Annotated in this window: 23 protein-coding genes; 16 read left to right on the top strand and 7 right to left on the bottom strand. The window is 46.1% G+C overall.

Annotated elements, in window-relative coordinates:
- Positions 1-32: 32 nt before the first annotated feature.
- The 11 genes from BBR47_RS29255 to BBR47_RS29305 all read left to right on the top strand — a co-directional run bounded on the left by BBR47_RS29255 (position 33) and on the right by BBR47_RS29305 (position 10,432).
- Entirely contained in the window at positions 33-1,238 is a 1,206-nt protein-coding gene (locus BBR47_RS29255; protein WP_015894023.1) for an HpcH/HpaI aldolase/citrate lyase family protein, read from the top strand.
- Positions 1,171-2,550, top strand: a complete 1,380-nt coding sequence (locus tag BBR47_RS29260) for a phosphoribosyltransferase family protein (RefSeq protein WP_015894024.1) — start codon at positions 1,171-1,173, stop codon at positions 2,548-2,550. The genes BBR47_RS29255 and BBR47_RS29260 overlap by 68 nt, the downstream gene beginning before the upstream one ends.
- Positions 2,551-2,571: 21 nt before the next feature.
- Complete coding sequence (locus BBR47_RS29265; RefSeq protein WP_015894025.1) at positions 2,572-3,717, top strand: cysteine protease StiP family protein; 1,146 nt, start codon at positions 2,572-2,574, stop codon at positions 3,715-3,717.
- Positions 3,714-4,529, top strand: a complete 816-nt coding sequence (locus BBR47_RS29270; protein WP_015894026.1) for an HAD family hydrolase — start codon at positions 3,714-3,716, stop codon at positions 4,527-4,529. The genes BBR47_RS29265 and BBR47_RS29270 overlap by 4 nt, the downstream gene beginning before the upstream one ends.
- A 190-nt stretch (positions 4,530-4,719) precedes the next feature.
- On the top strand, positions 4,720-5,325 hold the full coding sequence (locus BBR47_RS29275; protein ID WP_015894027.1) for a TerD family protein: 606 nt from the start codon (positions 4,720-4,722) through the stop codon (positions 5,323-5,325).
- Positions 5,326-5,382: 57 nt separating this feature from the next.
- On the top strand, positions 5,383-5,964 hold the full coding sequence (locus BBR47_RS29280) for a TerD family protein (RefSeq protein ID WP_015894028.1): 582 nt from the start codon (positions 5,383-5,385) through the stop codon (positions 5,962-5,964).
- Between the two features lie 36 nt (positions 5,965-6,000).
- Positions 6,001-6,585 (top strand): TerD family protein, encoded by a 585-nt coding sequence (locus tag BBR47_RS29285; RefSeq protein ID WP_015894029.1) that lies wholly within the window; start codon positions 6,001-6,003, stop codon positions 6,583-6,585.
- A gap of 129 nt (positions 6,586-6,714) precedes the next feature.
- Positions 6,715-7,950 carry a TerD family protein gene (locus BBR47_RS29290; protein WP_015894030.1) on the top strand — a complete coding sequence of 412 codons (1,236 nt, stop codon included), beginning with the start codon at positions 6,715-6,717 and terminating at the stop codon, positions 7,948-7,950.
- 17 nt (positions 7,951-7,967) lie between these two features.
- Positions 7,968-8,858, top strand: a complete 891-nt coding sequence (locus BBR47_RS29295) for a TerC family protein (protein ID WP_015894031.1) — start codon at positions 7,968-7,970, stop codon at positions 8,856-8,858.
- A 71-nt stretch (positions 8,859-8,929) separates the two neighbouring features.
- Positions 8,930-9,952 carry an ATP-grasp domain-containing protein gene (locus BBR47_RS29300; protein ID WP_015894032.1) on the top strand — a complete coding sequence of 341 codons (1,023 nt, stop codon included), beginning with the start codon at positions 8,930-8,932 and terminating at the stop codon, positions 9,950-9,952.
- A gap of 105 nt (positions 9,953-10,057) precedes the next feature.
- Positions 10,058-10,432, top strand: a complete 375-nt coding sequence (locus BBR47_RS29305) for a hypothetical protein (protein WP_015894033.1) — start codon at positions 10,058-10,060, stop codon at positions 10,430-10,432.
- A 79-nt stretch (positions 10,433-10,511) separates the two neighbouring features.
- Here the strand turns inward: BBR47_RS29305 and BBR47_RS29310 are convergent, their stop codons facing one another.
- Complete coding sequence (locus BBR47_RS29310; RefSeq protein WP_015894034.1) at positions 10,512-11,456, bottom strand: S-layer homology domain-containing protein; 945 nt, start codon at positions 11,454-11,456, stop codon at positions 10,512-10,514.
- Between the two features lie 353 nt (positions 11,457-11,809).
- Between BBR47_RS29310 and BBR47_RS29315 the strand changes: the two genes are divergently transcribed.
- Complete coding sequence (locus BBR47_RS29315; RefSeq protein ID WP_015894036.1) at positions 11,810-14,884, top strand: hybrid sensor histidine kinase/response regulator; 3,075 nt, start codon at positions 11,810-11,812, stop codon at positions 14,882-14,884.
- Positions 14,885-14,901: 17 nt separating this feature from the next.
- On the opposite strand, the gene BBR47_RS29320 is transcribed toward BBR47_RS29315, so the two are convergent.
- The gene (locus BBR47_RS29320) at positions 14,902-16,032 is read right to left on the bottom strand and encodes a response regulator (protein WP_015894037.1); all 1,131 of its coding nucleotides are present in this window, start codon (positions 16,030-16,032) and stop codon (positions 14,902-14,904) included.
- 105 nt (positions 16,033-16,137) lie between these two features.
- A complete protein-coding gene (locus BBR47_RS29325) occupies positions 16,138-16,515 on the bottom strand; it encodes a winged helix-turn-helix transcriptional regulator (RefSeq protein ID WP_015894038.1) in 378 nt (125 codons plus the stop codon).
- 124 nt (positions 16,516-16,639) lie between these two features.
- On the opposite strand from BBR47_RS29325, the gene BBR47_RS29330 reads away from it, so the two are divergent.
- On the top strand, positions 16,640-17,686 hold the full coding sequence (locus BBR47_RS29330; protein ID WP_041749737.1) for a zinc-binding alcohol dehydrogenase family protein: 1,047 nt from the start codon (positions 16,640-16,642) through the stop codon (positions 17,684-17,686).
- A gap of 259 nt (positions 17,687-17,945) precedes the next feature.
- Here BBR47_RS29330 and BBR47_RS29335 read toward each other — a convergent pair whose 3' ends face one another.
- The 4 genes from BBR47_RS29335 to BBR47_RS29350 form a co-directional block, all read right to left on the bottom strand.
- Positions 17,946-18,533 carry a hypothetical protein gene (locus tag BBR47_RS29335; RefSeq protein ID WP_015894040.1) on the bottom strand — a complete coding sequence of 196 codons (588 nt, stop codon included), beginning with the start codon at positions 18,531-18,533 and terminating at the stop codon, positions 17,946-17,948.
- 52 nt (positions 18,534-18,585) lie between these two features.
- Positions 18,586-18,867: a hypothetical protein gene (locus BBR47_RS29340; protein WP_231850535.1), complete on the bottom strand. Its 282-nt coding sequence runs from the start codon at positions 18,865-18,867 to the stop codon at positions 18,586-18,588.
- Between the two features lie 177 nt (positions 18,868-19,044).
- Entirely contained in the window at positions 19,045-20,796 is a 1,752-nt protein-coding gene (locus tag BBR47_RS29345) for a sensor histidine kinase (protein ID WP_015894042.1), read from the bottom strand.
- Positions 20,793-21,506 carry a response regulator transcription factor gene (locus BBR47_RS29350; RefSeq protein ID WP_015894043.1) on the bottom strand — a complete coding sequence of 238 codons (714 nt, stop codon included), beginning with the start codon at positions 21,504-21,506 and terminating at the stop codon, positions 20,793-20,795. The genes BBR47_RS29345 and BBR47_RS29350 overlap by 4 nt, the downstream gene beginning before the upstream one ends.
- Positions 21,507-21,648: 142 nt before the next feature.
- On the opposite strand from BBR47_RS29350, the gene BBR47_RS29355 reads away from it, so the two are divergent.
- The 3 genes from BBR47_RS29355 to BBR47_RS29365 all read left to right on the top strand — a co-directional run bounded on the left by BBR47_RS29355 (position 21,649) and on the right by BBR47_RS29365 (position 24,017).
- Positions 21,649-21,852 carry a DUF418 domain-containing protein gene (locus BBR47_RS29355; RefSeq protein WP_041749739.1) on the top strand — a complete coding sequence of 68 codons (204 nt, stop codon included), beginning with the start codon at positions 21,649-21,651 and terminating at the stop codon, positions 21,850-21,852.
- Between the two features lie 2 nt (positions 21,853-21,854).
- The gene (locus BBR47_RS29360) at positions 21,855-23,243 is read left to right on the top strand and encodes a S41 family peptidase (RefSeq protein ID WP_041749740.1); all 1,389 of its coding nucleotides are present in this window, start codon (positions 21,855-21,857) and stop codon (positions 23,241-23,243) included.
- Positions 23,244-23,450: 207 nt separating this feature from the next.
- Positions 23,451-24,017 (top strand): DUF4062 domain-containing protein, encoded by a 567-nt coding sequence (locus BBR47_RS29365; protein ID WP_041749741.1) that lies wholly within the window; start codon positions 23,451-23,453, stop codon positions 24,015-24,017.
- The last annotated feature ends 88 nt before the right edge of the window (positions 24,018-24,105 follow it).

Raw genomic sequence — 24,105 nt, forward strand, 5'->3', positions numbered from 1 at the left:
GAGTTGGGATGAAGAGGGGAGCCGTTTCTTTTATGAGGCATTTTGATTACTTGCTCGAGAACGAAAAAGAAGAATTATTCAGTGTACACCCCCTTCCTATCAATCGAAACACCGAGAAGGAAGTGCTAGCCCACGCGTTGGGAGCTACACTCTACATGCCCGCCATACGAACCACCATCTCTCATGATGTAATGACGCAAAAGCACGAGGGCTTGGTCTCCATGGTCATCTGCCTGGAAGACGCTATCGGCGATCATGAGGTTACTGAGGCAGAGCAATCGCTGATTCGGCAGGTCCGTGATATTTCCAGCCGTCTACGAAACGGCTTGATCCAGCAGGACGATATACCGATCATGTTCGTGCGTGTCCGGGATGTCCACCAAATGAACCGGCTTGTGGAAGAACTGCAAGAAGATTTGATCAGCCTGACTGGGTTTGTGTTCCCGAAGTTTACGAGCCGCAACGCTGAGGAGTATCTGGAAGCGCTGCAATCGTGCAACCGATACGTTCCTTTCCCTGTGTACGGCATGCCGATTCTGGAGTCCGCCGACATTATTTACAGAGAATCCCGAACAGCCGAGCTGCTCTCGATCAAAAAAATTTTGGACAAATACCGGCACCTCGTCCTGAACGTGCGCATGGGAGCAACCGATTTTTCCAGCCTGTTCGGATTGCGCCGTGGACCGGATGTGTCTATTTATGAGATTTCCACGATTCGCGATTGCATTGGCGACATTGTGAACATGTTTACACGACAGGGCAGTGAATACGTCGTATCTGGTCCAGTCTGGGAGTATTTCAGCAACGGTGAAAGGTTGCTCAAACCACAGCTCCGCCAGTCTCCGTTTGAACAAAAGCTGGGCGGCGCATCAGGGCGCAGACTTCGCCAGCAATTGTTGAATCAATGGCAAGATGGGCTGATCAAAGAAGTCTTGCTGGACAAGGAAAACGGCCTGACCGGCAAAACGATCATCCACCCAAGCCATATCAAAATTGTCCACTCACTTGCCGTGATTACACGTGAAGAGTACGAGGACGCCAGGGCAATCCTGCAAAGCCAAACAAACGGAGTAACGAAAAGTCACTACGCTAACAAAATGAACGAAATCAAGCCACATACGAGCTGGGCGAAAAAAATAATGATCAAATCAAAAGTGTACGGGGTGTTCCATGAGCATAACAACTTTATCAACCTGCTCGCTCGAACAGCAAATATCCAGTTTCAATATTCTCGGTGATTTGAATATCACCATCCACGTTCGACAAAATCCGTACCATCTTCCATTGGAAGCGCTATTCCAAATGGCTGCCCGAATCAATAAGAAACGAAGCTTCCTGTTTGTCAGCAAGGTTCTGGGAAAGCATTTGCCCGTGCGGCCGTCAGCGTCTGTGCTAAGCGGTATGGCATTGGCGGCACGTCTCCTTGAAGAGTTTTATTCTCATGAAGTCAGTGATCTTCCAGAGATCGTGCAAGGTATCATTCAGCAGGAGAAGAGCGAAGAGATTCTTCACAAACTGCTGCAACATCCCCTCGAATTACCCGAGCCCTTGTTATTCATCGGATTTGCCGAGACTGCCACTGCACTTGGACACAGCATGTTCAGCGCTTTTGGCACCAAGGCAGAATACATCCATACAACAAGAGAACTGATCAAAGAGGTTCCGTCAACAATTGATTTTGAAGAAGAGCATTCTCACGCAGTAGCCCATCACTTTTATCCATTGGATAAAAACTTGCTACATTCTGCGTGTCCGATCGTATTAGTAGATGATGAGATTACGACAGGGAAAACAGCGCTTAACATCATTCGCGAGATTCAGCAGCATTTTCCGAGAAAGCAATACATCGTTGCTTCCTTATTGGATTGGCGCTCGCCTGACGATCACCGCAAGTTTCTGGAGCTTGAAGCCGAGCTGGGTATCGAGATCACAGCCATCTCTCTAATTAAGGGAGAGATTGAGGTGAACGGCGTTCTTGACGAACAGCAGGCTGAGCAGACGAAGCCTGCCTTTGTCGAACCAGAAGCTGAGCCGACTGTCATCACGCTGGAGACCGCTGCGCTAACCAAACTGTCCTTTTCTTCCATCGATCAGACAGGCTTTGTGAATACCTTGCCGTATTTGCAGCAAACTGGACGCTTTGGCATGACTTCCGAGCAGCAGCTTCAATTGCATGACACACTTCGGGAGCAGGGCCAGTTTTTGCAGCAATATCGTAAGGGTACGACCTTGTGTATGGGAACAGGCGAGTTTATGTACGTGCCGATGATGATCGCCGCTTCTATGGGCGATGGGGTTTGGTATCAATCAACGACGAGAAGCCCGATTCATCCGGCAACAAAGGAAACATATGCCGTTCAAAATGCATTTGCGTACGAAAGTCCGGATGATCCCACTGTTCGCAACTTTATGTACAATATCCCGGAGCAACGGTATGACGAGCTGTTCCTGTTCCTTGAACGCGGGACAAGCGTGGAGCGGCTCAATAGTCTTTATGCGGCCTTGGCCCAACTGCCGATTCCGAACAAGTATCTCGTAATGTTTCGCTAACTGCAGAGAGGGGTAAACCGAATGGAGCAAGGCTCATTATACACAGCAGAACTCATGCAGCCGATTAAAATGGGGAGCTACCCTGCAGAGGATGTTACATTCCTGTTGAAAGAAATCAGCGGATTGATGGAAGAAACCAACACGGAGGACCGGGAAGAATTGATTCAGGCGGGGACACATTACTCCGAGATGCTGCCTGTTGAGTATCAGCCCTCCGCCGAGTACATCTCATTGTTTCATCAGGCCTTGCAGACGACAGCACGAAAAGTGGCGCTTGCGTCAGGAGTAGTGGCTGAATCCATCCTTGCACGCAAAGGCAAGGGGGTTGTGCTTGCCTCGCTTGCAAGAGCAGGAACGCCGATCGGTGTTTTGATCCGCCGCTATTTGAGACAAATTCACCAGCTGGATACGCCGCATTACAGCATCTCCATCATTCGCGGCAAAGGTATTGACGAGAATGCCCTGCGCTATATTCTTGAGCATCATCAGGGCAAAGGAATTCAGTTCGTAGATGGTTGGACAGGCAAGGGCGCTATTACATCGGTCTTGCACGAGTCGATCTCCCGCTTTAACCAGAAATTCCATACGCGGCTTGATGCCGATTTGGCTGTTCTCGCTGACCCAGGGCATTGCGTGCAGACGTTTGGCACTCGCGAAGATTTTTTGATCCCGAGCGCTTGCCTGAACTCGACCGTGTCCGGTTTGATCAGTCGTACCGTGCACCGTGACGACCTCATTGCGGCTGGTGAATTTCACGGAGCCAAATTTTATCGGGAATGGGCTGACGAAGATGTTTCCAACCTGTTCGTCAATACGATTTCGGCGTATTTTACGGATATTGCCGACGAGGCAAAGGTAAAAGCAGCTGAATTGATCAGCCACGAGGACGACCACGTGCCGACCTGGAAGGGAATGCGCGATATTGGGCGGATTCAGCAAGAGCTGCAAATTGATGATGTGAATCTAATTAAACCGGGAGTTGGCGAAACGACACGCGTGCTTTTGCGCAGAGTCCCCTGGAAAATTCTTGTCGATTCAGTCGAAAACCCTAACCTTGCTCATATCATCATGCTTGCCAAGGATCGTGGTGTATTAGTGGAGGAACGTTCGGATATGAGCTATTCCTGCTGTGGTATTATCCGATCGATGGGAGGGGAAAAACAATGATTTTTGCAAGTGACCTAGACCAGACCCTCCTATACGGGAAACGATTTCTCACGGACGAAATGCAGTCGTTTCAGGTAGTCGAAGTGCTTGAAGGCGAACCAATCTCGCACATGTCTGACAGGGCAATCGAACTTCTTCATGAAGTCCATCAAAAGTCTCTGTTTATACCCGTGACAACAAGAACGATTGAGCAGTATCAGCGAATTTTGATTTTCCAGAATGAGCTTTTACCTCGCTATGCAATTACCAGCAACGGCGGCAATGTAATCCGTGACGGACGAATAGACGAGCAGTGGAGTCGTCAGGTACATAGCCGAATGGTCAACGAATGCGCGCCGTTTCCCGACATGCTGGCCGGTTTCGCCCAGATTAGCAATGACAGTTGGGTGATTCGGGAGAGAATGGCAGAGGATCTGTTCTTCTACAGCATCATTGATCGAGAAAAAATGCCTGTCGACGAGCTGCGCGACTTCGAGCGCTGGGTGGCGCAACAAAACTGGAGCATGTCCATTCAGGGCCGAAAGCTCTACCTCGTGCCCCAGGCGGTCAACAAGCGCGATGCGACCTTGTACGTGTGCGAGCTGGAGCAGGATGAGCAGCTGATCGCAGCTGGTGATTCGCTACTGGACCTTCCTCTGCTGGAAGCAGCGCAACTGGCGATCGTTCCGCCGCATGGGGAGATTTATCAGATTCGTAACCATGGTGGCGCTGTGGGCAACTTCCACTTTACGCAGGCGTCGGGAATCAGCGCTGCAGAAGAGATTTTGCAAACCGTTCTGTCATGGTATCACCAACTGGTCAAAGCAACATAAAACGAGTGGAGAACTTGCGGCACTTTGATCCTGAGAAATGAAAAAACACTCCCGCTCATAAAAAGACACAAAACTGATGTAATTTGTTGTTTTTTGCAAAAAAATGTAGATTTTATTGGATAGCAATGGAATAATCGAATTGTAATCTGCAAAATACTGGGGTATAGCCCGGACAGAGTAGGAGGGTGACATGTCAGTTATCAGTTTGCAAAAAGGGCAAAAAATTGACCTGACCAAAGGAAATGCCGGCTTGAGCAAAGTGCTGGTTGGACTTGGCTGGGACCCGGTAAAAAAATCCGGCGGACTACTTGGTGGACTGTTTGGTGGTGGACAAGCCAACATCGATTGCGATGCGTCCGTAATCATGCTGAACGAAAATGGAAAATTTACAAAAGAAACAAATCTCGTCTATTTCGGAAATAAGCGAAGCGGTTGCGGAAGCGTCAATCACTCGGGGGACAATCTTACCGGTGAAGGGGAAGGCGACGATGAGCAGATATCTGTCGAGCTTTCACGTGTCCCTTCCGATGTTCACAAGCTGATTTTCGTGGTCAATATCTACGATTGTGTCAGTCGCCGTCAGGATTTCGGAATGATTGGCAACGCATATATCCGCATCATGAATCCATCTTCTCGTCAGGAACTGTGCAAGTTCAATCTGACGGAGAATTACTCAGGGAAAACCTCACTGATCGTGGGTGAACTGTATCGCCACTCAGGTGAATGGAAATTTGCTGCTATTGGTGAAGGAACAACCGATACGTCGATTTCCCAGCTGGTCAGACGCTACACATAGCACCTATCAGATTATCCTTACTACAATAAAAAATCCAAACTTCGGGAGGAATAACACATGGCAGTATCTTTGCAAAAAGGACAAAAGGTTGATTTGACAAAAACGAACCCTGGCTTGACCCAAATCAAGGTAGGTCTTGGCTGGGATACCAACAAGTATGATGGCGGCGGCGAATTCGACCTGGATGTGTCCGTATTCCTGCTGAACGACCAAGGCAAAGTGGAAGACGACAAACATTTCGTATTTTTCAACAATCCATCCAGCCCTGACGGCTCCGTTGTTCACTCCGGTGACAACCGCACTGGTGATGGCGACGGTGATGACGAAGTGATCGAAATCGACTTGTCCAAAGTTTCCGCGAATATCCAAAAGGTTGCTTTCACCATCACGATCTACGATGCGGCTACCCGCAACCAAAACTTTGGTCAGGTTTCCAATGCGTATGCGCGTGTACTGAGCGCAGGCACTGGCGAAGAACTCATTCGCTACGACCTTGGAGAAGATTTCTCCGTTGAAACCGCTGTTGTAGTTGGCGAACTGTATCGTCACGGCAGTGAGTGGAAATTCAGCGCAATCGGATCAGGCTACAAAGACGGTCTTGCTGGTCTGGCGCGTGATTTTGGTGTTAACATCGGCTAATTAACCAGTACGAAACGTGGAAAGGATGAACTTACCATGTCAGTAATCAGCTTATCCAAAGGTCAAAAAATTGATCTGACGAAAGGCAATCCGAATCTGACCAAACTGATCGTTGGACTCGGTTGGGATACGAACAAATATAACGGTGGATTTGATTTTGACCTCGACGCAGCGGCGTTTTTGCTCCATGCAGACGGCAAAGCAACTAACATTCAGCACTTTGTTTTCTACAACAACCTACAAGGCGGCAACGGTTCCGTTATTCATACTGGTGACAATCTGACGGGTGAAGGCGATGGCGATGATGAACAGATCAAGATCGACCTGACCAAAGTACCGTCCGAGATTGAAAAAATCGCCATTACGATTACGATTCACGATGCAGAAAATAGACGCCAAAATTTTGGACAAGTCTCCAACGCATTCGTTCGTGTCGTTGATGAAAATACGAACCAAGAAGTTCTTCGTTACGACTTGGGCGAGGATTTCTCCGTTGAAACCGCTATTGTCGTATGCGAATTGTATCGCTACCAGGGCGAGTGGAAGTTTGCTGCGGTGGGCAGTGGTTTTTCCGGCGGCCTCCAAGCGCTTTGCAATAACTTCGGATTACAAGCAGGTTAATTCGTACAAGCCAAAGGATGCTAGTTTGATAGTAGGGACTAGCATCCTTCCTTCATTTTTTCGGCAAGACGCAACCAAGGCAACGCCACGGACTTGGCGGAACCGAGTTTTCTGAAATAGGTGATAGTGATGACGATGATGGTTGTTAAGGGACAAAAGGTTGATGTAACGAAGCAGTTTCCAGGGCTGACCAAGGTGATTGTCGGCCTTGGCTGGCATACCGGTAGCGAACTTGATCTGGATGCATCGGCATTTCAGTTGGGCGCAACCGGGAAAGTGAATCGTGAGGAGGATTTCATATTCTACGGAAATCCTAAATCAACGAACGGAGCTGTCTCCCTGCGGGACGGCACTGGAGATAAACAGCAATTCGAACTGGAACTTTCCGCAATTCCGCTTAACGTAGAAAAGATCGCCTTTACGATTACCATTTACGACGCCATTTCACGTGGCCAAACGTTTCGACAGGTTTCCGATCTTTATTTGCGAATCTTGCATCCTGTCACATTCACTGAAATGATCCGATTTCCATTAGTTGATTTTTCTACAGAAAATTCGATCGTGACAGGTGAATTATACCGCTACAATGGCGAATGGAAGTTTAATGCGATTGGAAGCGGCTTTAACGGTGGACTTACTGCCTTATGCGGTAATTTCGGCGTAGAGGTGGCACAGGAGCAAGCCTCTTCACCACAACCGAGTCCAACCACTCCTGCGCCACCTCCAAAGGTTGAGCAACCACCGGCACCGCCGATCAATCTATCCAAGGTTGAGCTGACGAAAAAAGGTGAAACGATCAGCTTGCGAAAATCAAGCGGGGCGTTGGGGCAAATCAGTGTGAACCTAAACTGGAATAGAAAAGCCAAGAAATCAGGCGGTTTTTTGGGCTTTAATAAATCCGATGGCATCGACCTTGATCTTGGATGTTTGTATGAGATGTCAGACGGGAATAAAGGTTGTATCCAAGCGCTGGGCCGACTTTTTGGTGAATATCTCCATTTTCCGTTTATCGAGCTGGACGGTGATGACCGTACAGGATCCAGAACTGATGGGGAAAATCTCCGCATTAACGGCAACCACTTGAGAGAGTTTAATCGTGTCCTTATCTATGCCTATATCTATGAAGGTGTAGCAAAATGGGCCGAAACGGATGGCGTTGTCACGATCAAACAGGCCGACAACCCGGAAATTGTGGTCCGCATGGACGTGCACGACCCTCGGAAGATTACGTGTGCCGTTGCCATGATCGAGAGAAAAGGAGATACCTTCGAGATCAAGCGTCTGGTTGAATATTTCAACGGACATGTACAGATGGATCGCTACTACGGTTGGAACATGCGTTGGGGCGCAGCAGGCAGCAAATAACCTAGGAGGAAAAAAGAATGGAGTTTTTGAATGGGCTTATTGAAACCTATTCAAGTTTTTTTTCATGGGAGGTTTTGCAGGGGGTACTGACCAATCCTGCTAACTGGACAATTATTCTCTCATTGGTCATCCTGGAAGGATTACTTTCAGCTGACAATGCACTGGTATTAGCAGTAATGGTAAATCATTTGCCAGAAAAGCAAAAGAAACGCGCATTGTTTTACGGCTTGCTCGGTGCCTATTTATTCCGTTTCCTGGCAATCGGTTTAGGCGTTTTCCTGGTCAAGATGACCGCGATCAAAGTAATGGGTGCACTCTACCTGCTCAAGATTGCAGCAGACCACTTCTTTGGCCATAATGAAAAAGCGCAAAAAGCAATCGATTTGCTGCTATACCTGGGAATGGCAGCGTGCTTGTACTTTATCCCAATCCCGGTTGTACAAATTCTCGGTGGATTGCTTATCGTCTGGCTGCTCTACCGCTTATTCAAGTCTGGTGGGGAAGAAGAAAACGAGACCGAGAACAAAGGAAAAGGCTTCTGGCAAACTGTACTTGCAGTTGAAATGATGGATATTGCCTTCTCCATCGACTCCGTTTTAGCTGCATTTGGTGTCAGCAACCAAGTCTGGGTTCTGTTCCTGGGCGGAATTCTCGGTGTCCTGATGATGCGGGGGGTTGCTCAAATCTTCCTGAAACTGATCGAGCGAATTCCGGAATTCGAAACAACCGCATTCGTACTTATTGCGCTCATCTCCGTGAAAATGTTCTTGGGCGCAGCAGGCATCCACATCGAGTCATACCTCTTCTTCGGCGTTCTGGTTCTCACCTTCCTTGGTACCTTCATCGTGCATAAGATGAAAAAAGGAAAACATGGGGAACAAGAAGACTCGAAGGAAAACGTTGCGTAAATAGCATGAGGTAAAGGAAAGCGAGGTCGAACAGACACTCGCTTTTCTTTTCGAATAAAGGAGGGCAACCAATGAGAAAACGGATTTGGTTCAATCGAACGTTCGCTACGGCTTATCCAATCGTCGAAATGATTCGCAATAACCCGGATAACTTCACTTTCGAGATCTATGTAACTCACCCGAAACGTCATAGTGTGATGCTACAAATCGCCGACTATGCTGAACTGGAGCCCACGCTGGATGTGCCAGAATACATCGACTATTGCCTGTCGTTTTGTAAAAAACACCGGATCGACGTATTTCTCCCCAACTATCGATTGGTGGAAATCTCCAGGCATATCAAAGAGTTTGAGCGGCAGGGCACGCAGGTTATGATTGCTCAGGAACATCAGTTGCTGGAGGATATTTCGGATAAGGGGAAGCTGTTTCAACTGTTTCAGGACGTACCGGAAGTACCGATACCCGCCTATGCGATTGTGAATACAGCTGAACAATTCCAAATCGCATATGAACAACTGAAACAAGACGGAAACAAGGTTTGCTTCAAGCCCGCCCGAGGCGAAGGCGGAGCAGGCTTTTATATTGTGGAGGAGCAGCTTGATCCGATTGACCGACTGTTTCGATCAACCCACCAGCAAATCACGATAGAAGAAGTAGTCCGCACACTGTCCACACGGGAGACGTTTGAGGATATAATGGTCATGGAGTATTTGGACTCGTATGAGTACAGCATCGATTGCCTCGCCTATGAAGGGCAGTTGCTGGCAGCGGTGCCCCGCAAGAAAGTAGAAGGGCGTATTCGCGAGCTTGAGGACAACGATGAACTGCTACGAATTGCCGAAGCCGTGCAGCAGCGGTTGCAGCTTTCCTATTTGTTTAATGTGCAAATCAAATACAAGGAAGGTATCCCCAAGCTGCTGGAAATCAATCCGCGAGCTTCCGGTGGCATGTATATCTCTTGCCGGTCCGGAGTGAATTTTCCTTACTTGGCACTAAAACTGCTATTGACTGGAAAGGCGGACGTTCCTGTTCCAAAGCTTGATATTTTAATGACCCACGTTGAACGAGAGAGAGACTTGACTAGAATATTGTAAAATATAGGAAAAAATAAAATTTATCAAGGGAGAAACCCTCCCTGCCCATGTGTGGGGAAAGTACAAAAAACGTTGCCTAGTATATTATGAAGGGGTAGGGTTTCGTTGAAAACAGCGAGTGAGATACTTTCGATAATCAGTCATGACAGTTTCTTAGAGAATGTCTTCCATAAAGACGATGATTGGGACGCTAAATTAGACGCTAGGGATGCTGTTGAATTTGATGTAGCCTGGATTTCTAGTTACAAAAAAGTTGATCAAATTGCCCCCTCTGAAAATACGGTGATCAGAGAAATTAGGGAATTTGTGTTCAAAGAAACTTTTCGGATAACCCAGAATTCGGAAGTAGCAGGGTATGCATCGGACGACTTTGGCCTCATTTCCAAGGCGTTTGAAAACAAGATCAATATTGAGTTTATCAATAAACTATGGGATTCCTACCTGCAAGGGGAATTCCCCGACTCCAGTATATGTGAATGAATCTTCATACGTTGCGATTATGAGAGTAGTCGAAAAAGACCGGAGAAGCATATAAAATATGCACTCCGGTCTTTTTGGATTAGGAAAGAGAGTTCCCTTTACTTTTTGGTTGCTGCTTCAATATCTTTGTACGCCCAATGGGTTGGAGGTACTCCGGCCAGCTTTGTCCAGTTACCGGACTTAACTGTTCATGGTTCAGCAAACGATTGATAATAGTGACTGTTTCTGCTCGAGTCAATGTCTTTTGGGGATGGAATGTACCATCTGGATAGCCGGCCAAGTAGCCATCTTTACTTACTGCCGCAATAATCTGAGTTGCCCAGTGATCTGCTGGTACATCGTAGAAGTTGTTCGGCATACCGTCTCCATTTAATCCCAAATACTTATATACAATGGTCGCCATTTCCGCGCGCGTGATTCCGCCTCCCGGATTGAACGTGCCATTCGCATAACCGTTCATCAGACCTGCTTCATTTGCTCTTCTAATCGCAACTGCCGCCCAATGCTGGTCGGCTACGTCCATAAACATTCCGCTTGCGGATGTAGTCTTGACCATTCCTGTGTTTACAAGAATCATGGCCATTTCTGCACGAGTCACTTGGCGATTTGGATCGAAGTTTCCGGTTGGATAGCCGTTCATGTAGCCTGTTTGGTCGTTTTTCTCTTTTGCTGGCTCACTTGGCTTCGGTTCTACATAACTGGAGCTGCCTCCAGTAAAGAACGGATTTTGAACTTGATGAGTGTTTTTCCGATCTTTTTTCCGTTCTTTATCTCGGTCTCTGTCTCGTTTATCGACAGATTCTAAATCTCTTCTTGCTTTTTTAAGCTCAGCCAGTGCTTCGTCTACCTCTTCTTGGGTTGCGTCAGGATCTTCTAGTACGTCTTTTGCTCGCTTCAATGCTTTTTCGAGCTTTCTCCAACTTGAAGATGTATAGTCATCTTCATCCAAATCTTCATCGTCGATTTCATCTACTTTTGCTTGCAGCTTTGATTTGTCGACGGTAGGTGTAGGCTCAAGAATCAACCGCCTGCACGCCTTCTGCTTGCACTAGCGCTAACAAAAGCATGAGCGCCAGTGGGACGCTTCCACCAATTTTGTAGCTTCGCAATTTTTTATAGCCCTTTCTTCCTCTCCCCTCGGATTCTGGATATTTTGTTGAAACTATCTATTTTTCAATAGACTTCCATCCAATATGTCATCTTAACAGGGACACCTCTACATAACCTCTACAGCTTCCCTAGTCTACCTTGATATATTCTTTTTAAGAGGTGTCCTGAATATCTTGTCGAAGAGTATTCATTATGAAAAAATTGATATTCTTCGGATTTGTGAACTAACAATCTTCTTACTACTATTCATTGAGGGTAATCATTAATATGAAAACAGTCGCCTGGAAATGGACGAAAATGATCGTTGTTGCTCTACTAGTGGTAACAGCCGTTCGCTTACTCTGGATGAGTTTCCTTACCACCTTTGACTACGCTGAAAAACCAGTGGCTGTACAAGGTGTGCTTGATTTACGCGGATGGGAATTCTCGGAATACCAAACATTACGGTTGGATGGGGAGTGGGAGTTCTTCCCTTCTCAGTTCATAGAGGGAAACGGTCTAAAGAAACCTGAGGGACAGACATACCTTCAAGTACCCAATAAGTGGGATGAGGCATTTGTTCATGAGCAGGGTTTATCGGACTCTTTCCACTTCGGCACCTATCGACTACGCATCTTGCTTGATCCGGAACAGGAACAGACACTTGGTTTCAGGATCAATGAGCTTCGAACTGCCTCGACCGTCTATGCCAATGGGAAATTAGTGGCCCAGGCGGGACAACCGGCAACCAGCAACATAGAGCATCAAGCACGCAATATTCCCTATACTGTCAAACTGACACCACAACAAGGCCAAGTAGAGTTGCTTATCCATGTTTCCAATGATGCCGGGGCAGGAGGAATTACAAAACCTATTCGCTTCGGTACGATAGAAGCTGTACAGATGCGGACGATCCTCTCCATCAGTTTGCAACTATTATTACTCGTCGTGTTTCTGATCCATAGTTTATATGCCTTGCTCCTGTACTTCTTGGGTGCCAGAAATAAAGGCTTGGTATATTTCTCATTGGTCATGGTTTGTGGAATATTTACCGTGGTGACAGCCGATGACAAGTTATTATTTGTCTGGTTGCAGTTCGATTATGATTGGACAGTTAAGTTGACGTATCTCGTCTATGTTGGTGCAGTCGCCTTCATCCCTCCCTTGTTTCATCATCTGCTTCCTGCTTATCTAAACAGAAGGATTTTACAAGGTTTCAGTGGCTTGTGCAGCTTATACGCCATCTTCATCCTCCTTGTACCTGCTGGAACTATCTTAGCGATGATCAGAATGCTCTCTATCGTGCTGCTCCTATCCGTCATTATTTCTGCTTACATACTCTGGAAGGCCATTCGGGACAAGGAAGACATTATATTTCTCCTGCTAGCTTGCTTGTTTGTAGGGGTGAATGTGATCTGGACGATCGCTTATAGCATATTAGGATGGGAATTTATTCACTACCCCTTCAACCTGATCTTTGCCGTACTTGCTTTTGCGGCATATTGGTTTAGACGATTTTTCCGGGCAACGACTGAGACGAAACATCTTGCTGAGAAATTACAGCAAGAGGATAAGCGCAAGGACGAATTTTTGGTGAATACTTCCCATGAACTGAGAAATCCATTACATGGCATCATCAATATCACACAAGCGATTATCGAGGATACAAACAATCCCCTTCATGAAGAACACAAAAAGCGTCTGGATATTCTCCTGCATGTCAGCAGACGTCTGACACTCATGCTAGATGATTTGCTGGATGTAACCCGATTAAAGGAGAACAGCATTCGCCTGCATGAGAAAAAATTAAACCTGCAGTCTATCTTCGCTGGTGTTTTCGATATGGCGAAACTAATGCTGGACGGAAAACCGATTGCTTTACAAGTGGAAATAGACGATTCGTTTCCTGCTGTTCGGGGAGATGAAAACCGGCTGATTCAAATTCTTTTTAATTTGGTGCATAATGCCATTAAATTTACAGATGAGGGAACTATCACGATTCGCGCGACAACGTCTAACGGATTTGCGCAGATCCAAGTAGAGGATACTGGGGTCGGTGTCGAGGAAAAGGCTCTACAAACTATTTTTCAACCTTATGAACAAGCGGAACTGAATGCAATCAGAGCTAGTGGCGGATTCGGGCTTGGCTTACACATTTCCAAACAGTTAGTTGAGCTGCACGGCGGTACTCTATCGGTTCAGTCCACCCTGGGAAAAGGCTCTGCCTTTACTTTTACACTCCCACTTGCTTCAGATTCCGTTCTAATAGAAGAAAACAGCGCTCAGACATGGATGCAGACTTCACTAGAAATGGCCGCTGCAACGACTGATCGAATCATTACATCGACAGAAACCGTTTCTTCTATGAATAGAAGAGCAAGAATTATCGTTGTAGATGACGACAGTATTAACCTGAACATCCTTAGCAAAATGCTTGAATCAGATCAATACGAAGTAAGCACGGCAACCAGCGCTCAGCAAGCCCTGTCCATACTGGAACGTAACCCGGTCGATCTGGTCATCTCAGACGTCATGATGCCTCACGTATCCGGCTATGAACTTACACGCATCATTCGGGAACGATTCTCTGTTTTAGAACTGCCTGTCCTGCTCTTGACCGCGCGCAGTCGTTCCGAGGATATTATCGCCGGCTTTCAAGCAGGGGCGAACGACTATGTTAAGAAACCCGTCGATGCTTGGGAATTAAAAGCAAGGGTAAAAGCCTTAACAGAGTTTAAAATATCCTTCGATGAACGTTTGCGTATGGAAGGAGCATGGTTACAATCACAAATTGAACCTCATTTTTTGTTTAACGCATTAAATTCAATTGCCGCCTTGGGACTTCAGGACTTCACGAAAATGCAGACACTGCTTGAAGAGTTTAGCAACTATTTGCGTTTGAGCTTTGACTTTCATAATTCTGAACCCGTTATTTCGCTTCACGATGAACTTGATCTTGTTCGATCTTATTTGTATATCGAGAAGCAACGATTTGGCGATCGCTTGCAAGTGGAATGGGATCTGGACCCTGATCTCGATTTTTGCTTACCACCCTTATCCATACAACCGCTAGTCGAAAATGCCATCAAACACGGCTTAATGCAACGCACAAGTGGGGGAACTGTCTGGATTCACATCAAAGACAACGAGGAGTATTTCGAAATCTCAATCCAAGACGATGGGGAAGGCATAGCAGAGGAAGATCTGAATCAACTATTCAGCCAAACAAGGCATGGCAAGAAAAGAGCAAGCGTAGGTCTGCGAAATATTGAACGGCGACTAAGACAACTATATAACCAGGGATTAACGATTAATAGCTCACCTGAACAAGGTACGATCGTCACTTTTGGAATCCCCAAATAAGGAATAAGCCACTTGGTTTATTCCTTATTTTTCTGCTTCCAAAGTTGATACCATTCTGTAATTGCCGGATTAGGCTGTTCTTGCAATTCGTTCCATAACACACTCGTTAAATGATCGTATTGCTTATGAACCGAAGAGTGCCTACCCGTGTCAGCAAATATTTTCATAAGGAAAAAATAGGCTTCTTCCTCGAGCGGATAACGCTGACAAATGTCCAAACATAGCGTGATGGCTTTGTCCCATTCATCATTGGCGTAATACCAATCCACCATTTTCAAAGCGGTTTGCACCCATTGCAGTTGTAATCTTTGACGCTCGCTTTCTGCCCATATGTAATTATGCTCTTGCAAATAATCTCCTTTACACAGAGCCATGGCTTGTTCATACTCGTCAATTGTCTCCGCAGTTAAGGATAAGTCAGAGCGAAAAAAACGCTCAAACTGATCTACATCTAAGATGGTTTGTTCTAGTTTTACCTTGTACCCTTCTGATGTATTGCTAATTTGAAAGTATTTGCTAAATGGCGCCAAGGTTTTGCGAATATGATAGATAGCCGTATACAACTGATGATTGGCTTTTTCCGGTTCAAGCTCTGGCCAAAGCAACTCAATGATCGCCGTTTTATTAACCGTAGTTCCCCTGTGTTGAACCAAATATAAGAACAACTGCTGCACCTTGGCAGTTCGCCAACGAAGTGGGATTTCCTGGCCTCCATCTACAAACGTTACTTGTTGAAACAGACTCATTTGTAAATTCTCCGATTTCTGAGGGGAGAAGGTCTTATGTTCCTCCATCATCGATTGAATTCGTTTCATGGTATTTTGCAGACGTTTCTTGCCAACCGGCTTTAATACATAGTCAAGGGCGTTCAGCTCAAATGCTTTAATCGCATATCTCTCATATGCGGTGACGAAGACAATTTGCAATTGAGGTTTCACTTCCAAAAGCTGTTCGGCCAACTCGATACCGTTTAGCTTTGGTGTTTGAATATCCAAAAAGACAATATCAATCTCTTTTTTTTCAATCTCTCGTTTGCCGATCATCGGATCCGTAAACTTGCCAACAATTTCAAAATCGCCGATATTTAATAACTGATGCTCCAAATAATTTAATGCCAACTCTTCATCGTCGATTAAGATCGCTTTCATACTGTTCCCCACTTTAATATTCTATCTATTCTCTAAACTATTCCCTCCCTGAACATTTGCTCAAACATTCCCGCTCCACTACTTAGGTTACTACTCAACTTACCTTTAACTCTGCTCCCCTTGTATCGTTGGATTTTCATTAAGCCGCGCTTTATAAGACTCGCCCCATACTTTCATTGACATAATGACCGGTTCAAGAGTCCTTCCAAGATCAGTAAGGGAGTATTCCACTCTTGGAGGAACCTCTTTATATATTTCGCGATGAATGATGCCATCCCGTTCAAGCTCTCTTAACTGCAAGGTGAGCATAAACTGCGTGATTCCCGGATTGAGGCGCCTGAATTCATTGAATCTTTTCGTTCCGTTTAGGAGCTGATAGAGAATGATCCCCTTCCACTTTCCACCAATAACATCCAGCGTTGTTTCAACCGGACATGCTTGCATATCTGGACTCACTCCATATTTATTTCTTCGGTCTCCCATCAGCTTACCCCCAATGGTTTGATTTTTAATACTATACCATAAAAATATGCGTACTTACTTAAAGTAATTGAATCGTTTTACAATGCAACTGTACAACATTTCCTATTTGAGAGGATGGATACCCATGAATAATACTCACCAAAAGATGAAAGCTGTCGGTGCTTACCGATACCTCCCTATATCTAATCCGGAAAGCCTTATTGATTTGCACGTGGATAAACCGGAACCTACAGGCCGTGATTTGCTTGTACGTGTAAAAGCAATCTCCGTCAACCCTGCAGACGTAGGCGTCCGCGAAAGTCATAACTACGAAGCCGATTCACCGAAAATTCTTGGTTGGGATGCTGCTGGAATCGTAGAACAAGTTGGTCCTGACTGCCAATTGTTTAAACCTGGGGACAAGATCTATTATGCGGGCAGTGTGTCCCGACCAGGCAGCAACAGCGAATTTCACTTAGTTGATGAACGAATTGTGGGAAATATGCCGCGAAGTTTGGATTTCGCTGCCGCTGCCGCATTACCGCTTACCTCGATAACTGCATGGGAGGGTCTTTTTGATCGCTTAGGAGTTAGCGTAAATACAGGTGAAAACAAAAGCATACTGATTATCGGTGCAGCTGGAGGAGTAGGATCGATTGCTATTCAACTTGCAAAATTAGCAGGTTTGACGATCATCGGTACTGCTTCACGTCCAGAGTCAATTCAATGGGCTAAAGGTCTCGGTGCGGATTTTATCATAAACCACAACAACCCTTTTCTCCCTCAACTCAAGGAAGTTGGTATTGACGCCGTCGATTATATCCTTTGCTTGAATGATACGGTTGAACATCTTGAGAATATGGCAGAAGTCATTGTCCCCCAAGGTAAAATTTGCGCTATCGTTCCTGCAAATAAGGCTACCTGGGCAGGGAGCTTGAAAATGGACTTGCTGTTTTCTAAGAGTGTAACGTTTGTATGGGAGTTCATGTTTACACGGTCCTTGCTTCAAACCAATGACATGATCAAACAACACGAATTGTTGAATGAACTGGCGGATTTAATCGATGATGGAAAAATAAAGACTACGCTGACTGAACGACTGGAGCCCATCAATGCAGCAAACCTGCGTCTCGCGCATGAGAAGTTGGAATCTGGGCGGACCATTGGAAAAATTGTTTTAGAAAACTTCTGATACGATGAAGGCGAAGTAGGTATGTTTGGTTCCAAAAAGTGTTAATGTGAATAAATAGCTCTAAGGCCCCTGCTAATATGGGGCCTTTACATCCACGCCGTTCCTATTGTCCTATCAACCTGTTGCCTCTCCATAAATGTTCTGCTGCAAGTAAGCTCATGCTTCTCCACTTTCTAGATCGCGGTCCACTTGATATTCTGACTTCTCTATATCCATAAGAGCAACTCTGCGCTGGTAAGAGGATCCATATGCGCGCGACCTAGTCAACAATATTAACACCAGGAATTATTTGCAAGAGCGCACGTATTTCGCTTAAAGATAACCCGCTTTCCTTAGCCAACACACTCGCATCACCAATTATAGCGACACATTCCCGATCCGAATCCGTATAAATGTCCAAAGTCAGACCGATTTTTTTCGGCCATTGTTGTGAGATCACAAAATCCCGAGCTTCAGCCGGATTCAACAAGCAAAAGCATGGCCATTTGGGAATAAGAATTCCCTTCATGTCACAATTCAACAAACGGCAATCTTGCAAACGTGCAGATGAAAAATCGCACTCTGACACGGATGATCTGTCCATGTCTTCCCAGTCGCCAAAATCACAGCCAATATACTTGCCCATAAACCTGACGCGTAAGAAATGTACACCCTGAAAATGAAAGTTCCTTAAGGCTTGCTTTTGATCGAAAATACCTCCATGCATCCTCAATCCAGCAAAAACCATTCCTTGCCCATCGGTATCTGAAATGACGGTGCAATTATGCAGTTCCAGTTTCGGACCCAAAATACTTACCTGATCCCTTTCAAGCTCAATCGTTTGACTAGAAAGCACTTGAGAATTCATTTTCACCTTGTTATCTTCCTTTCAATAATCTTGCTCCTCTATTATTGGGATTCTAAGAAGAAAAGTCAGCCACACAGATTTCGTTAAATATCAAATCGAGTGGCATATGCTCCACAGCATCAGCAATTTCGTCATAAGGCTGAGGAATTACAAAAGAAAATTCAAAGTCATCATCAATGATCAGCGATCCATTAAAAATACGCTGCCTGGATGTCAGCCCGATTATATCCCTCATGGATTGCCCGGCAAACAAGCACTCCTTATAGCGCCCCGTATAACTTTGATTGCAACCAATCGAGACAATCAGGCCACTAGAATCCACTACAATTGTCAAAGTGCCATCCAATGTATACGCAGATCTTACCTAAGGTCGGCTTATGCGCGCGATTAGAAGCGCGCGAATGCTCTCCGACTACACCATTTTTCAGACAATAAGTAACAGTTTTTCGCCGTCACTTATACTACGGTTCCCCGCATTGACTGTAACGGCAAGCAGAATGGGCTCCAACTTTCATCCCACGCTCTGGTCCGTCTGAGGAAACCGCAGGACGATTCGTGTTCCCGATCCCTCCCTGGATTCCACTTCAATTCCACCCTTATGAGCAATACTAATCGCCTTGGCGATACTCATGCCAAGTCCCGCGCCGTCCGTTCTATCCTCCGTATGCGTGCCCCGGTAATATCGTTCGAACAAATTGCGCCTCGTCTCTTCATCCATCCCGATCCCATTATCCTCCACGATAATGAGAGCATCGTCTCCTGCAGTTTCCGTTCTCACCGTAATCACTGTTCCAGGGGGATTGTGCTTGATTGCATTCGAGATCAAGTTGTCCAACATCCGCTTAAACCATTTCACACTCGCTTTCACAACCAATTCTTCTTTCGACTCCTCAAATGCAAAAGTCACATGCTGGATCGTCACATCGTTCACATAACGCAGCACGACCCTGCGCACAAGCTCATTCAACTTACTATTTTCTAATGAAAAGCTGATGGCGTTATTTTTCAATTGGAACGTGAGGGAGAAATCCTGCAGCAATTCAAGCATGTAGTCCCCTTTTTCCCGAATCATCTTGCCCATCCCCTGAAGCTCCGCGCCGGTCCACTCGTATTGACTGCTCTCAAGCAGATGCCCATACCCATGAATCGTAGAGAGCGGGGTTCTAAGATCATGGGAGATTCCCGTCATCCATTCCTCCCGTGTACTCTCCAGGCGCCTCCGTTCCTGCTCTAAAGCATCGAGCCTTGCAGCCATTTCGTAAAATTCGGCAATTACTTCCTTATACAGTCGGTAACGCAAGCGGATTTTGCCGTTTTTGCGGAACACCTTTTTTCGTTCTTTCTCCGTTAAAGCCTCATCATAACGCCCTTGTCCCATTCGATCAAACCAATCGACAAACAGTTGCAGTGGCTCACCATACCGATATCCATGCCAAAGCGAGAAAGCAAATGTCAGCAGCAGCATGACAACTCCCGTAACAATGAGCACTATGATGAATTCATGAAGAATCGGCTGGTTAACAAAGACGATTCCTTTCTTGGTCGTATGTAGAATCCATGTATTTCTGGATGCCGGCTCATAATTGATGAAAATATCATTCGGATAAATGCCGGGCTCCATTCGCATTGCGATCATTTCAAGCGGACGGTATTGTTCCTTGGGCGTAGAATTACCGATAGACTGGACTATCCGCCCGTTTTCATCCATTATCTCCAGGTATTCCTTTGATCGTTCAAGCTGCTGTTCCAGCTCTTTCACTGCAGTTGGACGGATCAACCCTTGTGTTCCTAGGGAGCGATTCCATTCCTTCAACCGGACCGCCCCGCTGTCTTCAACTCCCAGCATATAAAAGAGAGGCGTCTGATCCGTCGTATCCAGCATCGTTATTACTCGAAAAGATTCATAGCGTCCAGTTTCCTCAATCTGCAGCAGTTCGTTCGCACTGTAAGACGATTTCAGCAGGCTAGGGGCGTTCACCGAATAAACGACTTTTCCCTTGTCGTCCACAATCTGCAGCCAGTAGCCGCCTTCCGTGAGCTGTTCTATCCACCTCTGAGGTATCGTCAGAACCCCGTCTTCTTTTGTGGTTTCCACGGAAATGTTATCCAGGGCGCTTAGGGGGAAATTTTTTTTCATATCCTGATTCGTGAAATATTGAATGAGCAGAAACAGGACGGCAGCCAAAATAACAAAAATAAATACCCCCTGCAGGAAAAACCGATACGTGAAATGAACCGCAAGCCTTCGCCGAATTCGGTTCATGCGTCCTTCTCCTTGATCAGCTTATAGCCCAGCCCACGTACCGTTACAAGATAACGGGGTGCCCCCAGGTCCGATTCGATACGCTCACGGATTTTATGGATATGAACCATAACCGTATTATCGTCCCCCATGCCATCGATACCCCAAACCGCTTCATACAACTGCGCTTTGGAGAACACCATGTTCGGATTCTTGCATAAGTACAGCAGCAGTTGATACGCTTGTGCCGGACATGGCACCGCCTCCCCTCCCACCAACAGTTCGCCCTCGTACTCATCCAGCACAAACCCTCCGAAATCATAGCGGCGCCGGGTTTCCTCCGCATGCTGCACAGGCATAAGAACGCCGCGGCGCAGCCCGGCCTTGGTTCTTGCTACAATTTCAAGCGGATTGAATGGTTTGGTCACATAATCGTCTCCACCGATGGCAAACCCGGACAGCACATCCAGATCCGACGCTCTTGCCGTTAAATAAATGATATACGCAGATGAGATCTCCCGTATTTGGGGGCATAGGTCAAACCCCGACTGATCAGGGAGCATAACATCCAATATGATGATATCTACTTCATTTTTGGCTAGCAGCCGTAGCGCTTCCTGGGCCGTGCCCGCTGTGTAAATATGACGGAAGCCTTCTTTTTTCAGCACCGTTTCAAGCAATTGGATAATCGATTTTTCATCGTCAACAATCAAGATTTTCGAGTTATACATCCAATCCCCCCTTTTGCTATCGTAACAAATCAACTTTAATTCCAGCTAAACATTTCCAATTCCGTTAAGTAAACATTAAGGCAGACTTTAAGTGGATTTCAATCGTCGGTGCTACAATCGCTTTTGAGGTGATCGAATTTGGTTGGGCAACAACAACATTTGCACGACAATCTTTTATGGCTACGGGCTTGGAAGGTTCGGCAAGCTTGGCGTATTGGCCGGCTGCGGACTGACGCTTGTCATTTACACCGCGCAACTCTTCGCTAGCCACTGGTACTTTCGTGACCGAAGCACAGGCCACTTTGCTTTACTTGGGCTTAAAGAAGATCAGAAAAATGGGAGGTAGTTATGATGAAAAGCAGAGTCTGGATCGCGTTACTTATCTTTCTGTTTGCTAGCGTATCGGGAGCGGGTGCATACACTTCATCCAATGTGAACCAGGGGAAAGAGGCAAAGCCTGCCGTTGATGGTGCCAAGCGACAGCTTTGGCAGTCGAGAGGGTACGGGTGCATAATGGAGATAAACGGGAAGTCGGTTACTATGTACAACTACACGCGTGACAGCCTGCTGCTGTTTGCGATCGGTGATCTGGATGAGCAAGGGAACCTCAATCTGAAATTCCAGCTCGGCGACTCCAAACAGTTACCGGAAAGTGCGCGGGAGCGAATTTGGATGGGACGCTTTCAAAACGGCAGCCTGACCGACAAAATGGGTTATGTGAAACAGTTTAAGCAAATCAAGCAATTTCCCGCAGTGAAGGTAAAAGAGCTCAGCAAGGACCCGGTCGCCAATTTCGAGGTGTTCTGGCAAACCTTCGAAGAGAATTTCAGTTTCTTCCCGCTCGTAAAAGTAGATTGGAAAGAGGTATACAAGACTTACAGACCAAAGGTAACCGCGGCCACTTCCGAGAAGGAGCTGGAGAACATCTTCAAGGAAATGCTCGGAAAGCTGAAAGACGGGCATACCAATATGATTACCAACGAAAACTTTTTCTCTGCCATGCCTAAGATGGAGCGGGCAGAATTTTATGAAATCAATCTGAAAGCCATCCAGGGTACCATCGAATCAAACTATATGAACGGAGCGTTAAAGAGCAAGCTCGAGGGACGCATCCAGTACGGCCGGACGAAAAACGGTGACGCTTATATCCAACTGCGCGAATTTGACGTGTCTGACGAGAAGCTGATTGACGAAGCCCTTGCCGACATGGTGCAAGACCTGGCAGACTGCCGGAACTTTGTGATCGATATGCGCTTCAACAGGGGTGGCGATGATATCTTCGGGTTGAAAGTCGCCGGACTGTTCACGGGCGAAAAAAGGCTGGCGTATAACAAACAGGGCAGAATTGGCGGATACGATCAATTTTCCGAGCCGACAAAAATTTTTATCGAGCCGGGAGCCAAGCGTTTTACAGCCAACAAGATCATCGTCCTATCCGGGCCGTTGACGGTAAGCGCGGGAGAGACGGGCACGATGGCCTTGAAAAAACTGGACAAGGTGACGGTCATCGGCGAAAAGACAAGTGGATTCTTTTCCGACGTGCTGTTCAAAACGCTACCGAACAATTGGGTAATCATGCTCAGCAATGAACGTTATACTTCTCCCGAAGGCATCAATTACGAGCAGCTCGGTCTGCCACCGGACGAACAGATTATACTGAAACAAGCCGATGTGGATGCCCACAAAGATTCGGTAATCATCCGGGCTATGGAGCTATTGAAAGTGGCGAGTAAATAAGGATTCAACAAGGAAAGAGCATCCCTGCTCCTGGGAATCGAGGTGCGGGGTGCTCTTTCCTTGTTATTTTGGTCTGTTGCAGGAGGGGTATCAGCGAAAAATCCGTCACACACTTGGCTACCGCATGAAAACACAGTCAATTTTGACAAATAAAGTGAGTGAATGGTAGATTCTTCTTATATTAAATTCTTTCATTTGGGTGGGCTTATGAGAAAAAAATTACAAATATACATATCGTCTACTTATTACGATCTTATTGAAGAAAGACATACCGCTGTTGAAGCCGTACTTCAAGCCGGTCATATCCCTGCTGGAATCGAGCAATTTTTCAAGGAAAGTCCAATGAAAATGAGGAAGAGATGGATCGACGAGTCCGATGTATATATCCTGATTCTCGGAGGATTCTATGGTTTAACACTTCCTGATGAATCCATGAGCTATACGCATTGGGAATATGAGTATGCCGGAGAAGCAGGCAAACCTAGATTTGCTTTTGTTGTCACAGATGAAGCATTGAGACAACAGCCATACGACTTCACAGCAATTGAATACTATCAGAAGTTTCAAGAGTTTAAGCAATCGGTCATGGAACAAGTTCCCACCTATTATGTTGAAGATGTACGGCACATTAAAATGGTACTTCGTGATCAATTGCCGGAGTATGCAGCAAGAGACGATTTGTATGGCTGGTTTTCCGGCAAGGATGTCCCGGACGTTCAAAAGCTGTTGGAAGAGAATGCAAGATTAAAGGCGGAGTTGGAGAAAAAGAAATGAAAGAGGGGCTGGCACAACCAGTCCCTTTCTTCCGTCTTCCATTAATATTCTCCTTGAATGACAATATTGCGGGTTTTTGGGGTAGTGG

The sequence above is a fragment of the Brevibacillus brevis NBRC 100599 genome, from assembly GCF_000010165.1.
Classification (GTDB): domain Bacteria; phylum Bacillota; class Bacilli; order Brevibacillales; family Brevibacillaceae; genus Brevibacillus; species Brevibacillus brevis_D.

What these genes read in the sequence shown, in the direction of transcription:
- BBR47_RS29255 (WP_015894023.1), top strand. Translation starts at nt 33, where the DNA reads ATGAGGCATTTTGATTACTTGCTCGAGAACGAAAAAGAAGAATTATTC.
- BBR47_RS29260 (WP_015894024.1), top strand. Translation starts at nt 1,171, where the DNA reads ATGAGCATAACAACTTTATCAACCTGCTCGCTCGAACAGCAAATATCC.
- BBR47_RS29265 (WP_015894025.1), top strand. Translation starts at nt 2,572, where the DNA reads ATGGAGCAAGGCTCATTATACACAGCAGAACTCATGCAGCCGATTAAA.
- BBR47_RS29270 (WP_015894026.1), top strand. Translation starts at nt 3,714, where the DNA reads ATGATTTTTGCAAGTGACCTAGACCAGACCCTCCTATACGGGAAACGA.
- BBR47_RS29275 (WP_015894027.1), top strand. Translation starts at nt 4,720, where the DNA reads ATGTCAGTTATCAGTTTGCAAAAAGGGCAAAAAATTGACCTGACCAAA.
- BBR47_RS29280 (WP_015894028.1), top strand. Translation starts at nt 5,383, where the DNA reads ATGGCAGTATCTTTGCAAAAAGGACAAAAGGTTGATTTGACAAAAACG.
- BBR47_RS29285 (WP_015894029.1), top strand. Translation starts at nt 6,001, where the DNA reads ATGTCAGTAATCAGCTTATCCAAAGGTCAAAAAATTGATCTGACGAAA.
- BBR47_RS29290 (WP_015894030.1), top strand. Translation starts at nt 6,715, where the DNA reads ATGACGATGATGGTTGTTAAGGGACAAAAGGTTGATGTAACGAAGCAG.
- BBR47_RS29295 (WP_015894031.1), top strand. Translation starts at nt 7,968, where the DNA reads ATGGAGTTTTTGAATGGGCTTATTGAAACCTATTCAAGTTTTTTTTCA.
- BBR47_RS29300 (WP_015894032.1), top strand. Translation starts at nt 8,930, where the DNA reads ATGAGAAAACGGATTTGGTTCAATCGAACGTTCGCTACGGCTTATCCA.
- BBR47_RS29315 (WP_015894036.1), top strand. Translation starts at nt 11,810, where the DNA reads ATGAAAACAGTCGCCTGGAAATGGACGAAAATGATCGTTGTTGCTCTA.
- BBR47_RS29320 (WP_015894037.1), bottom strand. Translation starts at nt 16,032, where the DNA reads ATGAAAGCGATCTTAATCGACGATGAAGAGTTGGCATTAAATTATTTG.
- BBR47_RS29325 (WP_015894038.1), bottom strand. Translation starts at nt 16,515, where the DNA reads ATGGGAGACCGAAGAAATAAATATGGAGTGAGTCCAGATATGCAAGCA.
- BBR47_RS29330 (WP_041749737.1), top strand. Translation starts at nt 16,640, where the DNA reads ATGAATAATACTCACCAAAAGATGAAAGCTGTCGGTGCTTACCGATAC.
- BBR47_RS29335 (WP_015894040.1), bottom strand. Translation starts at nt 18,533, where the DNA reads ATGAATTCTCAAGTGCTTTCTAGTCAAACGATTGAGCTTGAAAGGGAT.
- BBR47_RS29345 (WP_015894042.1), bottom strand. Translation starts at nt 20,796, where the DNA reads ATGAACCGAATTCGGCGAAGGCTTGCGGTTCATTTCACGTATCGGTTT.
- BBR47_RS29350 (WP_015894043.1), bottom strand. Translation starts at nt 21,506, where the DNA reads ATGTATAACTCGAAAATCTTGATTGTTGACGATGAAAAATCGATTATC.
- BBR47_RS29360 (WP_041749740.1), top strand. Translation starts at nt 21,855, where the DNA reads ATGATGAAAAGCAGAGTCTGGATCGCGTTACTTATCTTTCTGTTTGCT.
- BBR47_RS29365 (WP_041749741.1), top strand. Translation starts at nt 23,451, where the DNA reads ATGAGAAAAAAATTACAAATATACATATCGTCTACTTATTACGATCTT.